Below are 14,556 nucleotides of genomic sequence, written 5' to 3' on the forward strand. Positions count from 1 at the left end.
GGAACGGCCGCCAAAGGCGGCCTATGCCTCCCCCGCAAGCGGGAGAGGTGAAGCGGACTCGTGGCCAGTCCAACCAAATGGCACTACGCTCTAGGTCAGCTCGCTTCGCGCAATTTGAAGCGCTGGATCTTGCCGGTCTGCGTTTTCGGCAGCGCGTCGACGAAGCTGATGGCGCGAGGATATTTGTACGGCGCGATCTTGGCCTTGACGTGATCCTGCAAGAGCTTGACCTGCAGATCGTCACAGCGGCAGCCCTGCTTCAGCACGACATAGGCCGAAACGATCTGCCCGCGCTCCTCATCGGCCTGCCCCACCACCGCACACTCCGCGATGTCGGGATGTGTCAATAGCGCGGCTTCGACCTCGGGACCCGCGATGTTGTAGCCGGAAGAAATGATCATGTCGTCGGCGCGGGCGACGAAAGAGAGCCGGCCATTCTCGTCGCGTACGAACGCGTCGCCGGTCAGGTTCCAGCCATCGCGCACATATTTGGTTTGGCGCGGGTCCGCGAGATAGCGACACCCGGTCGGGCCACGCACCGCGAGCTGGCCGACCTTGCCGGGCGGCAACTCGTTCATGTCGTCATCGACGATCTTTGCCTCATAGCCTGAGACCGGATGTCCGGTCGTGCCCGCTACGGCATCGCCGATCCGGTTGGTGATGAAGATGTGCAGGATCTCCGTGCTGCCGATGCCGTCGAGGATCGGCTTGCCGGTCTTCCTGGTCCAGCTTTCGAATACTGGCGCCGGCAGTGTCTCGCCGGCAGAAACTGCGATGCGCAGCGAGCACAGGTCGGCGCCGTTGTCCATCGCGGCCATCATCGCGCGGTACGCCGTCGGCGCAGTGAAACAGATTGTCGCCTTGTAGGTCTCGATGATCTCGACCATCTGGTTCGGAGCTGCATTTTCCAGGAGCGTCGCAGTAGCGCCGAACCGCAACGGAAAGATCGCGAGCCCGCCCAGGCCGAAGGTGAAGGCCAGCGGTGGTGACCCGACGAAGACGTCGTCCTCGGTGACATCAAGCACTTCCTTCGCATAACCATCCGCAATGATCAGGAGATCGCGGTGGAAATGCATCGTCGCCTTCGGCTCGCCGGTCGTGCCCGATGTGAATCCCAACAGCGCGACGTCGTCGCGGCCGGTCTTGACCGCCTCGAACCGCACCGGCTTGCTCAACGCGACGCGATCGAGCTCGGCGTCGTGGTTCTGCGTGCCGTCGAAATTGACGACCTGCCTGAGGAATTTGCTGATCTTCGCGCAGGCGACGAGCTCATCGGCGATACGGCTGTCGGTCAGCGCCAGCGAGATTTCGGCCTTGTCGACGATCTTCTCCAGTTCGCCGGCGCGCAACATCGGCATGGTGTTGACGACGACGGCGCCAGCCTTGGTCGCGGCGAGCCAGACGGCAACGAAGGCCGGATTGTTGCCGGAACGGATCAGCACACGGTTGCCGGCTTTGACGCCATAGTTCTCGACCAGCGCATGCGCAAGGCGATTGGACCAGTCGGTCAATTCCTTGTAGGTGCGCTGGCGACCGTTGCCGATCAGCGCAATGCGGTCGCCAAACCCCTTCTCGACCATGCGGTCGGTCAGTTCGACCGCGGCGTTGAGATATTCTGGATATTGAAATTCAGGCCGGTCGAGCAGCAGGTCCGGCCACTGATGGAACGGCGGAAGATTGTCGCGTGTGAACGTATCGACATGGGCGGAAGGGCCCAGCTTCGGTGCAAGAACTGCCATATCCATCGCCCCTCGCTTTCCAGCAAGAATGCTCACGATCACACATCGAGGACGCCCGGCAGCGTATCCGGCAACAATTTTATACTTAAAACAATTCCGCGCAAGGGCCGATTTTGCGCTTCGCCGGAACGTGAGGAGAATTCAGCCCTGCGCCAATTCGCGCAGGCGCGTAACCATCGCCGAGTCCGGATCGGCCAGCGGCGCGATCGCGGTGAAATGATTGGCAGCGGCGACGACACCGAAGCGGGTGGCAACGCCGGCCGCGCCCCATTGCTCGACGATGGTGCGGCTTTGCCAATGATATTCGGCGCTTTCGGTTTCGCCGACCACCGCATCCAGCGCTGTTCCGGCTGGCGGCCGCCAGAACAGCGGACTTGCGGCCTCGGCTGCCGCAGCATCCAGACGCAACGCCTTGTTGATCGAGGTTTCGACCAGCGGCGCGAGCTCGAACAGGCCCGAGATCGAATAGGCCGATATGACCGGCCGCTTCGGCAACGACCTATCGAACGCCATCCAATCGGTCGCGAGCATGCAGGCGGCGAGATGCCCGCCCGCAGAATGACCGCTCATCACCAGCAGTCGTCCGAGGCGCGCCAATTCGCGCGACGCATCGCGCATCTGGCCGATGATATCGGCAATGGTGGCGGCAGGACAGAGATCGTAGCTCGGCACAGCGACCGTGACCCCGTGGGTATTGAGCCCGCGCGCGCAATGGCTGAAGAAGGAGCCGTCGAGCGCCTGCCAATAGCCGCCGTGGATGAAGACGACGATCGGCCCCTCGCCGCTTTCAAACAAATCAATAGTGTGGCGATTGCCGGGGCCGTAGGCGATGCGGCGCGGCGCATGCTGCGCGCGATAAGCGGCGGCGTCCCTGGCCCAGCCCTCGATCAGCGCCGGATGTTCCGGCACCCGCGCGCGATTGTTGTATTCGACCTCGTAGTCGACGGCACTCATGACGTCCGCGCCTTGGCCGATCGCTGCGCCGATGCTTTTGTCTTGGCGAGCAGCCGCATCAATTCACTGATATCCTTGCGCGAGAGGTCGGCGAAGATATCGGCGATCCAGGTCTCGTGCTCGGCCGCCATCTTGCGGAACTCGGCACGGCCGAGCTTTGTCAGCCGGATGAACTGCACACGCCGATCTGTCTCCGAGGTGCGGCGGTCGAGATGACCCGATTCCACCAACCGCTCGACCAGGCCGGTCACATTGCCGTTCGATACCATCATGCGCTTGGAAAGGTCGGATAGCGTCATGCCGTCAGGCACCTTGTCGAGCTGGGCCATCAGGTCGAAGCGCGGCAGCGTGACGTCGAAGCGCTCGCGAAGGCGGCTGCGCACCTCGCCCTCGATCAGGGTGGTGCAGGTCAGAAGCCGAAGCCAGAGCCGGAGCTCCGTGCCATGATCTTCCGGCAGTTCGACCGCTTTTGTCTCGGAATCAAGCATCATGGGCAGTCACGCCTTTCGCGGCGCCAATCGCAGCCGATCGTTTTGACCTTCAAACAATTCGCGGCATATCGCAAGCCGAATGAGCGATGCTCCATGATATCGCGGGATCTCTTTAAGCTTCAAGCAATTTGGCGCGGCGCTTGCATACAGACCGCGGGCGGCTGAACGGTCCGCGGGCGGCCCAGACCCGGCGAGGCATTCGCTTGCGGCGCTTGCCGTCGTCAGAATAAGCTGTGGCGCGAGATTTTGATCTTTGTTGGCGCGGGGAGAGACCATGAAACGGGCATTGAAGTTGGCAGGATTGGCGGCGCTGTTCGCCCTTGCTGCCGGACCTGCCCTGGCGCAGGAGAAGATCAAGATCGGCGTCATCGTGACGACGTCGGGCCCGGCCGCCGCGCTCGGCCAACAGGTGCGCGACGGCTTTGCGCTGGCGATCAAGGATCTCGGCGGCAAGATGGCGGGCCGCGAGGTCGAGGTCGTCAATGTCGACGATGAGCTCAAGCCGGATGGCGCGGTGACCAAGGTGCGCGGGCTCCTGGAACGCGACAAGGTCGACTTCGTGGTCGGACCGATCTTCTCCAACATCCTGCAGGCGATCCACCGCCCCGTGACCGAGAACAAGACGTTCCTGATCTCGCCCAACGCCGGCCCCTCGAGCTACGCCGGCAAGGAATGCAACCCGTTCTTCTACGTCACCTCCTATCAGAACGACCAAGTGCACGAGATCCTCGGCAAGGTCGCGCAGGATCGTGGCTACAAGCGCGTCTATCTCCTGGTGCCGAACTACCAGGCCGGACGCGACTCGGTGGCCGGCTTCAAGCTCGACTACAAAGGCGAGATCGTCGACGAATCCTATACGCCACTTAACACGCTCGACTTTCAGCCCGAATTGACAAAAATCTCCTCGCTGAAGCCGGATGCGCTGTTCACCTTCATGCCGGGTGGCATGGGCGTCAATCTGGTGAAGCAGTACAAGCAGGCCGGCGCCACCGTGCCCGTGCTGTCAGCCTTCACGGTCGATGAATCGACGTTGCCGGCGCAGCAGGACGCGGCGGTCGGCATGTTCGGCGGCGCCAACTGGGCGCCCAACCTCGACAATCCCCAGAACAAGAAGTTCGTCGCTGCCTATGAAGCCGCCTACAAGAGCGTGCCCGGCACCTACGCCATGCAGGCTTACGACGCGGCGCTGCTGATCGACAGCGCGGTGAAGGCGGTGAACGGCGATCTCTCCAACAAGGAGGCGGTCGCGGCGGCGCTCAAGAAGGCGGACTTCGTCTCGCTTCGCGGCGGCTTCAAGTTCAACACCAACGGCTATCCGATCCAGGACTTCTATCTGACCCAGGTCGCGAAACGTCCTGATGGAAAGTTCCAGACCGAGATCGTACAGAAAGTGTTTGAAAATTGCGGCGACCGTTACGCCAAGGATTGCTCAGCCAAGTGAACGGGCAAGTAAGCGAGGGAGTGGAACAATGAACGACGAGATCGCGGGCATCACGCGCGCCAACGAGGGCATGCAAGGCATCACCTGGAACATCCTCGGCCAGACCTATGTGCCGAAGAACCGCACCGAGCACTCGTTCTCCTGGCATGCGACGTTTCCGCCCGGCACTTTCGTGCCGCCGCACATTCATCCCGACCAGGACGAATATCTTTACATCCTCGAGGGTAAGCTCGACTTCATGCTCGACGGTGCCGATGAATCGGCAACGCCTGGCGACCTCGTGCGCCTGCCCATGGGCAAGCCGCACGGCATCTTCAACAAGTCGCAGCAGGCCGCGAAGACGCTGTTCTGGGTGTCGCCGACGCGCCGGCTCTATGATCTGTTCTGGGCGATCCACAATATGCGGGAGCAGAACCCGGACGATGTGGTGAAACTCGCCGCTGAGCACAACATCCACTTCCTGCCGCCGCCCCCGGCGTAGCACGTAGCCCGGATGGAGCGCAGCGTAATCCGGGGTTGATCGCCCCAATCGACGGTGTCCCGGATTGCGCTGCGCTCCATCCGGGCTACGCTGCAAGAGCGGGATGAGAGGTCTGGGGCCTCATGGTTCGAGACGCGCGGCAAGCCGCGCTCCTCACCATGAGGGTCTAAGATCTCGCCTCGCTCGCAGACCTCATCCTGAGGAGGCCGCGCAGCGGCCGTCTCGAAGGATGAAGCCCCCGACGCCCGTTACGATTGCCGCGCCACCACGCGTGCGGCAAAGCCCGCCTTGGCGGCGTAGCCGCGCACGATCGCTTCGCGCGCCTCATAGCTCAGAATAGACTCGATGTCCGTAAACCCCTGCGGCGCGATCTGCTCGACCGCATCGATCACGCCCTCGGGCCCGCCGCGACGGTTGGAGGCGACGATGTCGGCGGTCATCGGCAGGCGCTGCCGTTCGTAGGCGACCAGCGCCTGACGCGGATGTTCCGAACGTGCCAGCGCATCGGCGAGGCACCGCGCATCCAGAATGGCCTGCGAGGCGCCGTTGGAGCCGACCGGATACATCGGATGCGCGGCATCGCCGAGCAAGGTGACGCGCCCGCTGGTCCAATAGGGCAAGGGATCGCGGTCGCAGCACGGATATTCCCAGAATTCCGGCGTGGCGCCGACCAGCGCTGCAAAGTCGACCTGCGGGATCAAGAAGCCTGCCACATGCGGCATCAGCTCTTCGCGCCTGCCGAGGTTCGACCAGCCCTCGCGGCGCGGCGGCGGTGACGCGCCGTCGCCGATCCGCACCATCACCGCCCAATTGGTGAGACGGCTGGCCGGGCTCGAGCCTTCCGCGATCGGATAGATCACGGCCTTGGCGTTCAGGCCGCCGGCGATGATCATCGAGCGGCCCGTCAGGAACGCGGGCCAGTCGGCGGCGCCGCGCCACAGCATCAGGCCGTTCCAGCAGGGTGGCCCCTCGTTCGGAATCAGCGTCTCGCGCACTTTCGAGTGGATGCCGTCGGCGCCGATCAGGATATCGCCGCGCGCCGTGTGCACATGCTGGCCTGCACGATCGAAGAAGTAGGCCGCGACGCCGCCTTCATCCTGCGTGAACGCGCCGAGCCGGCAACCGGTGTGGATCGCCTCGCTGCCGAGCCGCTCAACCACCGCCTGATAGATGACGCCCTGCAGGCGGCCGCGATGAACGGAGAATTGCGGCACCTCATGGCCGGCGTCCAGCCCGCGCTTCTCGTGCCAGACCTGCTGGCCATGGCGCGTCAGGTAGAACAGCTCGTAGGTGCGGATCGCAACCTTGTCGAGCGCGTCAAGCAGGCCAAGCCCGGCGAGTTCGCGGATCGCATGCGGCAGGGTGTTGATGCCGACGCCGAGCTCGCGGATCGTTTCCGCCTGCTCGAACAATTCGCAGGAAATGCCGCGAGCCCGCAGCATCAGCGCCGTCGTGAGCCCGCCAATCCCGCCGCCGACGATAATCGCCTTCATCGCCCTACTCCGCTCGAAACCCGGACGTTGTGAGAGGTTGGCAGGGTCGCACGGCGTCAGAGCCGCTCGCAAGACGCTTTATGGTCTCAGCATCCACTCCGGCCGCGACTTAGGTTAACGCTCTCACCACCTCAATCCGGAACCACCGCGATGGCCTGGATCTCGACCCTGGCGCGATCCTCGATCAGGCCGGAGACCTGCACCGCCGTCATCGCCGGGAAGCGGCGGCCCATGATGTCGCGGTAGACCGCGCCGATCTCTTTCAACCGCGAGGAGTATTCGCGGCGGTCGAGCAGGAACCAGGTCATCGACACGATATGCTCCGGCGTTGCGCCGCCGCTGGCGGCGACCGCGACGACGTTCCGCAGGGTCTGGGCGATCTGCTCCACGAGATCGTCGGTCTCGAACACGCATTGCGCGTTCCAGCCGATCTGGCCGGCGACAAAGATCATCTTGCCGCGCGCGGCAACGCCATTGGCATAGCCGACCGGCTGGGCCCAGCCGTTCGGTTGCAGGAGTTCGATCATGTGCTTGTTCCCGTCACGGGTTCAATTCCCCTCGAAGACCGGTTTCTTCTTGGCGGCGAAAGCCTCGAAGGCGCGGCGGAAATCACCGGTCGCCATGCAGACCGCCTGCGCCTGCGCTTCCGACTCCACCATCTCGTCGATGCCCATCGCCCATTCCTGGTTGAACATCGTCTTGGTCATGCCATGCGCGAACCATGGGCCGTCGGCGAGCGAACGGGCGAGTTCATGAGCCGCGGCCGACAGCTCCGCCGATGGCACCAGGCGGTTGTGAAAGCCCCAGGCAAATCCCTCTTCCGCGCTCATGGCCCGACCGGTGTAAAGCAACTCAGCGGCGCGCCCCTGCCCGATCACCCGCGGCAACAGTCCGCACGCGCCCATGTCGGCGCCAGCGAGTCCCACGCGCGTGAACAGGAACGCGGTCTTGGCCTGCGGCGTCGCCAGCCGCAGATCGGACGCGAGCGCCAGCATCGCGCCGGCGCCGGCGCAGATACCGTCGATCGCCGCGACAATCTGCTGGGGGCATTTGCGCATCGCCTTCACGACATCGCCGGTCATGCGCGTGAACGCAATCAGGTCGGGCATCGCCATCCGCGTCAGCGGCTCGATGATCTCGAACACATCACCGCCGGAGCAGAAATTGCCGCCCTCGCCGGTCAGCACGATGGCGCGGACGTCGGAGGCGTAGGCAAGATCGCGGAAGAGATCGCGCAGCTCCTCGTAGGACTGGAACGTCAGCGGGTTCTTCTTGTCCGGCCGGTTCAGCGTGATGGTGGCGACGCGGGCATCGTCATCGGTGGACCATTTGAAATGGCGCGCCGGATAATTCTTGAACGGTCGCAGCTTTGCTTTCATCTCAGACATGATGTTGTTTCCTTGGGCGTTTCCTTGGGCGTTTCCCTTATCCCGTGAAGACCTCGCCGCCGGCAATCGCGATGGCCTGTCCGTTGATGGACGATGCGCTTGAGGAGGCGAGCCAAAGAATGGTGTCCGCAACCTCCTCAGGCGTCACGAGCCGCTGCATCGGATTAGCCTTTGCCAGGGCTGCGCGCGCTTCCGCTTCGCTCCGGCCGGTCTTGGCGACGATGTTGGCGGCCGCCTCGGCCACTAGCGGAGTATCCGTGTAGCCCGGACAGACCGCATTCACGGTGACGCCGCGGCGCGCATATTCGAGCGCCAGCGCGCGCGACAGCCCGACGACGCCGTGCTTGGCGGCGACATAGGCCGAGACGTAAGCGTAGCCGGTCAGGCCCGCCGTGGACGCAACATTGATGACGCGCCCGCGTCCGCGTTGCGCCATGCCGGGCAGCACCGCATGCGTCACCAGGAAGACGCTGGAGAGGTTGCTCGCCAGCATGTCCGACCACAGCGCGGCATCCGTCTTCTCGAACGGCGCGCTCAGCGCCTTCCCTGCATTGTTGACGAGGATGTCGATCGGGCCGGCCTCAGCCTCGATCCGCTTGATGCCTTCGGTGACCGCGATTTCGTCGGTCACATCGACAGGCAGCACCGCGCCTGCACGCGCCCCAATGGACGCCGCCGTCTCGGCAAGCGCATCCGGCCTCCTGCCTGCAACACTCACGCGTACGCCGACTTCGGCCAGCGCTCGTGCGGCCGCGGCGCCGATGCCGGAGCCGCCACCGGTGATGAGCGCATGCGCATTGGGCCAGAAATGCCGGGTCATGCTTTCGCTCCCGCTGCCGCGCGTTCCAGATTGGCCTCATATTGCGGCTTGCCGGAGAGATATTGCTTCGGCCAGGCAATCGACTTCACGCCGATCTTGGCGGCCTCGTGCAGCGTCCAGGCAGCATCGGCGAGATGCGGGCGAGCGATCGCGCAGAGATCGGCGCGGCCGGCGGCGATGATGGAATTGGCGTGATCGGCCTCGGAAATCGCGCCGACCGCAATGGTCGCAATGCCGACCTCGTTGCGGATCTTGTCGGCAAACGGCGTCTGATAGAGCCGCCCATAGACCGGATGATCATCGGCCCAGACCTGGCCCGAGGAGCAATCGATCAGATCGGCGCCGGCTTCCTTGAACAGCTTCGCGAACTCAAGCGCATCATCGGGCGTGTTGCCGCCCTCCGCCCAGTCATGACACGACAGCCGCACCGAGATCGGCTTGTCCTGCGGCCACACTTGCCGGATCGCGCGAAACACTTCCAGCGGATAGCGCGCACGGTTCTCAATGCTGCCGCCATATTGATCAGGTCGGCGGTTGGTGAGCGGCGAGAGGAAGCTCGACAATAGATAGCCGTGGGCACAATGCAGTTCGAGGATGTCGAAGCCGGCCTGTACCCCGCGCCGAGCCGCGGCGACGAACTGCTCGCGCACCTCATCCAGTTCGGCGCGCGTCATCGGCTCGGGCATCTGGCCGTCGGGCAGATAGGGAACGGCGGAGGCCGACACCAGCGGCCAGTTTCCTTCTGGAAGTCGCTCATCCATTCCCTCCCAGGCTACGCGCGTAGACCCCTTGCGGCCGGCATGGCCGAGCTGGATGCCGATCCTGGCTGCGCTGTTGCCGTGGACGAAATCGACGATGCGCTTGTAGGCTTTCGCCTGCTCGTCGTTCCACAGCCCGCAGCAGCCCGGCGTGATCCGCGCCTCTGGTGACACGCAGGTCATCTCGGAGAAGATCAGCCCGGCGCCGCCGAGCGCGCGGGCGCCGAAATGCACGAGGTGGAAATCGTTCGGCACGCCCTCTTCTGCCGAATACATCGCCATCGGCGAGCAGATGATGCGGTTGGGCAACGACAAGCCGCGGATGCGGAACGGCGTGAGCATCGGCGGCGCCACGCGATCGTTGGAATCCGGCAGCCCGGTGCGTTCGGCGAACCAGCGCTCATAGCCTTCGAGCCATGTCTTGTCGCGAAGACGCAAATTTTCGTGGCTGATGCGCTGCGAACGCGTCAGCAGCGAATACATGAACTGCTCGGGCTCCAGCGTGTCGGCATAGCGCGCGCCGACCACCTCGAACCATTCCATAGCATTGCGCGCGGCGTTCTGGATCCGAGCCACATCGACGCGGCGAAGCTCCTCGTAGGCCGCGAGCACCGACGGGATCTTGTCCGGCGTCGCGCCGAGCTGCTTGAACTGGTTGGTCAGCTCGATCGCATCCTCGAGCGCGAGCTTGGTCCCCGATCCGATCGCAAAATGCGCGGTATGCGCGGCATCGCCCATCACCACGACATGGCTGTTGCCGTTGAACGCGGTCCATTTGCCGCAGATCAATCGCGGGAAGGAAAGCCAAGCCGAGCCGCGCAGATGGCGCGAATTGGAGACCAGCGAATGGCCCTCGAGAACTTCTGCGAAGACCTTCTCACAGAAGGCAATGGAGCCGGCCTGGTCGAGCTTGTCGAGGCCATGCGCCAGGAATGCTTCTTCCGTGGTCTCGACGATGAACGTCGCCGCCCCATCCTCGAATTTGTAGATATGCGCCTGGAACCAGCCGTGCTCGGTCTTGCGAAAATCGAAGGTAAAGGCGTCAAAGCGCTTGTTGGTGCCGAGCCAGATATAGCGGTTCGGCCGCATCAGGATGTCGGGCTGGAAGCTGTCGGCATAGCGCGTGCGGATCTTCGAGTTCACGCCGTCGGCTGCGACGATCAAATCGGCATCCGGAAATTCGAGATCGGAATCGACCTCGCGCTCAAAGACAAGTTCGACGCCGAGTTCCTCGGCGCGCGCCTGCAGGATGTTGAGCAGGCGCTTGCGGCCGATGCCGACAAAGCCATGGCCGGTGGTGCGCATCCGGCGGCCTTTGATCAGGACCTCGATATCGTCCCAGTGGTTGAAAGCCTCCTCGATCGCATCCGCCGTGACGGGATCCCATTTGCGCATGTTGTCCATGGTCGCGTCGGAGAACACGACGCCGAAACCGAAGGTGTCGTAGGGGCGGTTGCGCTCGACCACCGAAATCCGGTGCGCCGGATCGAGCATCTTCATCAGGATGCCGAAATAGAGCCCGGCCGGCCCGCCCCCGATGCAGACGATGCGCATGGCTGTCTCCTCACCTTCGGCCGTCGGGGCATCTCCGCGGACAGCTCCCGGACCGACATGGGAATATTTTATGCTTAAAATAATTTTGTCAAGCGAGCCCCGGCCCGGTCGGGCAAAAAAGCGGTCTCGCCGCGCTCTTAGGCGCGGCAACCGGTTAGACAGATCGGATCGATTGACGGCGGTTCTCCCTCCCCCGTTCTTTACGGGGCCGGGACGAGCAAAGCTCGCCCTGAGAGGGTTGGGGTGAGGGCTCTATCCGCGAATACGGCGGCAACCGGACTCGTGGAGACTCCCCCTCACCCGAAATTCAAGCTGCGCTCGAATTTCGACCTCTCCCCGCAAGCGGGGCGAGCTGAACGGAGCTCGGGGGTCTCTAATACGCCAGCGGCTTCGGCCGGCCGACGCCGCAATAATGAAAACCGTTCCGCGTCACATCCTCGGGCGAATAGATGTTGCGGAGGTCGACGATCACGGGCGTTGCCATGATCGTCGCCATCTTCTTCAGGTCGAGCGCGCGGAACTGCTCCCATTCCGTCACGATCACGATCGCATGGCTTCCCCGCGCGCAATCATAGGCGTCGCGGCAGAAGGTGACATTCTCGAACACCTTCTTGGCCTGCTCCATCCCGACCGGATCGAACGCGCGGATCGCCGCGCCCATGTCCTGCAGCGCCGTGATCAGCGGGATCGATGGCGCGTCGCGCATGTCGTCGGTGTTCGGCTTGAAGGTGACGCCGAGCACGGCGATGGTCTTGCCGCGGATGTTGCCGCCGAAGGCATTCGACACCTTGCGCGCCATTGCGCGCTTGCGCTGGTCGTTCACCGCCACCACCGTTTCGACGATCCGCAGCGGAGCCTCGTTGTCCTGGCCTGTCTTGATCAGCGCCAGCGTGTCCTTGGGAAAGCAGGAGCCGCCGAAGCCCGGACCGGCATGCAGGAATTTCGAGCCGATGCGGTTGTCGAGCCCGATACCGCGGGCGACCTCCTGGACATTGGCGCCGACCTTCTCGGCAAGATCGGCGATCTCGTTGATGAAGGTGATCTTGGTCGCGAGGAACGAGTTGGCGGCATATTTCGTCAGTTCCGCGGTGCGGCGGCTGGTATAGAGGATCGGCGAGGTGTTGAGATGCAGTGGACGATAGACTTCCGCCATCACCTCCTTCGCAAATGCATCCTCGGTGCCGATGACGATGCGGTCGGGGTGCTTGAAATCCTGGATCGCGGCCCCTTCCCGCAGGAATTCGGGATTGGAGACGACGGCGAATTTCGCGTCCTTCTTCTCCTCGCGGATGATGCGCTCGACCTCGTCGCCGGTGCCGACCGGGACGGTCGACTTCGTCACCACGACCGCGGATTCCGGCAAGGCCGCGGCGATCTCGCGCGTCGCGGCATAGACATGGGAAAGATCGGCGTGGCCATCGCCGCGGCGGGACGGAGTGCCGACCGCGATGAAGATGACTTCGGAACGGCTGACCGCCCCCTTCAAGTCGGTCACAAAGGCCAGGCGGCCCTGCGCGATGTTTCTCGCCACCAACTCGGAAAGCCCGGGCTCGTGGATCGGTATCTCGCCCTTGTTGAGCGCTGCGATCTTCTTTTCATCCTTGTCGACGCAAACGACGTAGTGCCCGAAGTCGGCGAAACATGCCCCCGACACCAGTCCGACATAACCGGCGCCGACCATCGTGATATGCATGACTTATCCTGTCTGACCAAATGATCGCAGCGGTCGCACTGGTCATCATTTGACCAGCATCGACTCGCCGTCGAGATGCTGCGGGAAGAAGAAGAAATTGTTGATGTAGAACAGCCCTTCCTTGCGGCCACCATCCGCCTCGAGCGCCGCCGCATCCTGCAGCTCCTCGACATCGAATTTTTCGACGTCGACCACATCGTCTTCCTTCAGGAAGAAACCACGGTAGGACCGTTGCCGGAAGAAATCGAACACCGATTCCGTCGCGGCCGGCCGATGGCGGTCCTCCGCCTCAACCAGGAACACCGGCTGGCAGCGCTCCAGGAGCTCGACGGCGCCGTTGAGGACGTTGAGCTCGTGTCCTTCCACGTCGATCTTCACGAAGGCGACCTCCTGATGCATCACCGAATCCAACCGCGCCATCGGCACATGGGCGGCCACAATCGGATCGGCCGACGCCATCACCCGCCGCTCAAGCGAGGCAAGGCCGTGGACCAGGCCCGTGTCGCCGCGCGGAATGAAGAGTTCCGCGTCGCCTTCGTGGTCCGACAGGGCGATCTCGTGCACGCTGACGTTTGAAGCAGACGTCCGCCGCAGCAGGCGCGCCATATCGTGCGAAGGCTCGAAGGCGTGAACTTCGCGGGAAAGCCGCGCCAGCTTTCGCGTGTAGAGCCCGCAATTGGCGCCGATGTCGACCGTGACAGCATCTTCCGGGATGATCTTGTCGAGATGGTGATGACGAGATCCTCGACGCCGAGGGCGGCAACCAGCGGGCCGTCTCCCCGCACGTAGCAGCCGGAGCTGTCTTCGGCCACCGCGTCGCCGATCACGACATTGCCGGAGGAGTCCTTCTCGCCCATCGTCCACAGCGCCGACCAGCTTCCGACGTCGCTCCAGTCAAAACTGGCCGGCACCACCATGGCCTTGTCGGTCTTTTCCATCACCGCGTAGTCGACGGAGATAGATGGGCAGGACTCGAATGCCTTTTCTTCCAACCGCAGGAAATCGAGATCGCGCGTCGCGCCGGCCAGCGCCGCGCGGCAGGCTTCCAAAATCGCGGGCTCGTGCCGCGCCAATTCATCGATTAAAGCTCGTGCGGGCAGCAGGAAGATCCCGCTGTTCCACAGATGATCATTGCCGGCCAACAAGCGCTCCGCGGTCGCAACGTCGGGCTTCTCGACGAAGCCTGCGACTTTGCGGATTTCGGGAAGATCGGCGATCCCGCCGCCCATGCGGATGTAGCCATATCCGGTCGCAGGCCCGGTCGGCTTGAGGCCGAACAGGACAAACTGTCCGCGGCGCGCTGCCGGAAGCCCGCTCGCGATCGCGGCGCGGAACGCCGCGTGATCGCGAACCCAGTGGTCGACCGGCGTCACCAGGATCACCGCGCCAGGATCGACCTCGCTGGCGAGAAGCGCCGCGATCGCCACCGCCGGCGCGGTATTTCGTCCGAACGGCTCCAGCACCATGGTGGGATTGGCGATGCCGGCCGCGCGCAGTTGCTCGCCAATGGCAAAGCGATGCTCGGCATTGGCAATCACCATCGGATCAGCAAACAGCGACGGCTCCGTCACGCGGTTCGCCGTCTGCTGCAGCAAGGTCTTCTCGCCGAGCAGCGCGAGCAGTTGCTTCGGCTGGTTCTCGCGCGACAGCGGCCAGAGCCGCGAGCCGGTTCCGCCCGACAAAAGAACTGGGACTATGCGGCCGCGTGGCTGCAGCATTCTATCGCTCCCCTTGATGTGATGGT

The 14,556-nt window shown here is 63.7% G+C and carries 12 protein-coding genes and 1 pseudogene; 2 read left to right on the plus strand and 11 right to left on the minus strand.

All coding sequences use genetic code 11. The annotated features are described in order from the left end of the window. Positions 1–95 precede the first annotated feature (95 nt). The 3 genes from AAFX91_RS01840 to AAFX91_RS01850 form a co-directional block, all read right to left on the minus strand. Entirely contained in the window at positions 96–1,739 is a 1,644-nt protein-coding gene (locus AAFX91_RS01840) for a benzoate-CoA ligase family protein (RefSeq protein WP_394565380.1), read from the minus strand. A gap of 141 nt (positions 1,740–1,880) precedes the next feature. Then, positions 1,881–2,693: an alpha/beta hydrolase gene (locus AAFX91_RS01845; protein ID WP_394565381.1), complete on the minus strand. Its 813-nt coding sequence runs from the start codon at positions 2,691–2,693 to the stop codon at positions 1,881–1,883. Further along, positions 2,690–3,184 carry a MarR family winged helix-turn-helix transcriptional regulator gene (locus AAFX91_RS01850; protein ID WP_394565382.1) on the minus strand — a complete coding sequence of 165 codons (495 nt, stop codon included), beginning with the start codon at positions 3,182–3,184 and terminating at the stop codon, positions 2,690–2,692. The genes AAFX91_RS01845 and AAFX91_RS01850 overlap by 4 nt, the downstream gene beginning before the upstream one ends. Positions 3,185–3,458: 274 nt before the next feature. Between AAFX91_RS01850 and AAFX91_RS01855 the strand changes: the two genes are divergently transcribed. Both AAFX91_RS01855 and AAFX91_RS01860 read left to right on the plus strand, forming a co-directional pair. Then, positions 3,459–4,625 carry an ABC transporter substrate-binding protein gene (locus AAFX91_RS01855; RefSeq protein WP_394565383.1) on the plus strand — a complete coding sequence of 389 codons (1,167 nt, stop codon included), beginning with the start codon at positions 3,459–3,461 and terminating at the stop codon, positions 4,623–4,625. A 28-nt stretch (positions 4,626–4,653) separates the two neighbouring features. Further along, the gene (locus AAFX91_RS01860; protein ID WP_282529214.1) at positions 4,654–5,106 is read left to right on the plus strand and encodes a cupin domain-containing protein; all 453 of its coding nucleotides are present in this window, start codon (positions 4,654–4,656) and stop codon (positions 5,104–5,106) included. Positions 5,107–5,354: 248 nt separating this feature from the next. On the opposite strand, the gene AAFX91_RS01865 is transcribed toward AAFX91_RS01860, so the two are convergent. The 8 genes and pseudogenes from AAFX91_RS01865 to AAFX91_RS01900 form a co-directional block, all read right to left on the minus strand. After that, positions 5,355–6,599: a flavin-dependent oxidoreductase gene (locus AAFX91_RS01865; protein ID WP_394565384.1), complete on the minus strand. Its 1,245-nt coding sequence runs from the start codon at positions 6,597–6,599 to the stop codon at positions 5,355–5,357. A gap of 131 nt (positions 6,600–6,730) precedes the next feature. After that, the gene (locus AAFX91_RS01870) at positions 6,731–7,126 is read right to left on the minus strand and encodes a RidA family protein (RefSeq protein WP_282529212.1); all 396 of its coding nucleotides are present in this window, start codon (positions 7,124–7,126) and stop codon (positions 6,731–6,733) included. Positions 7,127–7,147: 21 nt separating this feature from the next. Then, positions 7,148–7,987: an enoyl-CoA hydratase family protein gene (locus AAFX91_RS01875; protein ID WP_394565385.1), complete on the minus strand. Its 840-nt coding sequence runs from the start codon at positions 7,985–7,987 to the stop codon at positions 7,148–7,150. A 37-nt stretch (positions 7,988–8,024) separates the two neighbouring features. Continuing rightward, positions 8,025–8,807 (minus strand): SDR family NAD(P)-dependent oxidoreductase, encoded by a 783-nt coding sequence (locus AAFX91_RS01880; RefSeq protein ID WP_394565386.1) that lies wholly within the window; start codon positions 8,805–8,807, stop codon positions 8,025–8,027. After that, on the minus strand, positions 8,804–11,119 hold the full coding sequence (locus AAFX91_RS01885; RefSeq protein ID WP_394565387.1) for a bifunctional salicylyl-CoA 5-hydroxylase/oxidoreductase: 2,316 nt from the start codon (positions 11,117–11,119) through the stop codon (positions 8,804–8,806). Before AAFX91_RS01885 ends, AAFX91_RS01880 begins: the two co-directional genes overlap by 4 nt. 373 nt (positions 11,120–11,492) lie before the next feature. Continuing rightward, complete coding sequence (locus AAFX91_RS01890; RefSeq protein WP_394565388.1) at positions 11,493–12,812, minus strand: UDP-glucose dehydrogenase family protein; 1,320 nt, start codon at positions 12,810–12,812, stop codon at positions 11,493–11,495. Between the two features lie 45 nt (positions 12,813–12,857). Further along, positions 12,858–13,676, minus strand: a complete 819-nt coding sequence (locus tag AAFX91_RS01895) for an FkbM family methyltransferase (protein ID WP_394565402.1) — start codon at positions 13,674–13,676, stop codon at positions 12,858–12,860. Further along, positions 13,598–14,530: pseudogene (locus AAFX91_RS01900) on the minus strand (mannose-1-phosphate guanylyltransferase/mannose-6-phosphate isomerase); the annotation flags it as partial. The gene AAFX91_RS01895 and the pseudogene AAFX91_RS01900, both read right to left, overlap by 79 nt. Between the last annotated feature and the right edge of the window lie 26 nt (positions 14,531–14,556).

Source organism: Bradyrhizobium sp. 31Argb (assembly GCF_043638955.1).
Classification (GTDB): domain Bacteria; phylum Pseudomonadota; class Alphaproteobacteria; order Rhizobiales; family Xanthobacteraceae; genus Bradyrhizobium.

What these genes read in the sequence shown, in the direction of transcription:
- AAFX91_RS01840 (WP_394565380.1), bottom strand. Translation starts at nt 1,739, where the DNA reads ATGGCAGTTCTTGCACCGAAGCTGGGCCCTTCCGCCCATGTCGATACG.
- AAFX91_RS01845 (WP_394565381.1), bottom strand. Translation starts at nt 2,693, where the DNA reads ATGAGTGCCGTCGACTACGAGGTCGAATACAACAATCGCGCGCGGGTG.
- AAFX91_RS01850 (WP_394565382.1), bottom strand. Translation starts at nt 3,184, where the DNA reads ATGATGCTTGATTCCGAGACAAAAGCGGTCGAACTGCCGGAAGATCAT.
- AAFX91_RS01855 (WP_394565383.1), top strand. Translation starts at nt 3,459, where the DNA reads ATGAAACGGGCATTGAAGTTGGCAGGATTGGCGGCGCTGTTCGCCCTT.
- AAFX91_RS01860 (WP_282529214.1), top strand. Translation starts at nt 4,654, where the DNA reads ATGAACGACGAGATCGCGGGCATCACGCGCGCCAACGAGGGCATGCAA.
- AAFX91_RS01865 (WP_394565384.1), bottom strand. Translation starts at nt 6,599, where the DNA reads ATGAAGGCGATTATCGTCGGCGGCGGGATTGGCGGGCTCACGACGGCG.
- AAFX91_RS01870 (WP_282529212.1), bottom strand. Translation starts at nt 7,126, where the DNA reads ATGATCGAACTCCTGCAACCGAACGGCTGGGCCCAGCCGGTCGGCTAT.
- AAFX91_RS01875 (WP_394565385.1), bottom strand. Translation starts at nt 7,987, where the DNA reads ATGTCTGAGATGAAAGCAAAGCTGCGACCGTTCAAGAATTATCCGGCG.
- AAFX91_RS01880 (WP_394565386.1), bottom strand. Translation starts at nt 8,807, where the DNA reads ATGACCCGGCATTTCTGGCCCAATGCGCATGCGCTCATCACCGGTGGC.
- AAFX91_RS01885 (WP_394565387.1), bottom strand. Translation starts at nt 11,119, where the DNA reads ATGCGCATCGTCTGCATCGGGGGCGGGCCGGCCGGGCTCTATTTCGGC.
- AAFX91_RS01890 (WP_394565388.1), bottom strand. Translation starts at nt 12,812, where the DNA reads ATGCATATCACGATGGTCGGCGCCGGTTATGTCGGACTGGTGTCGGGG.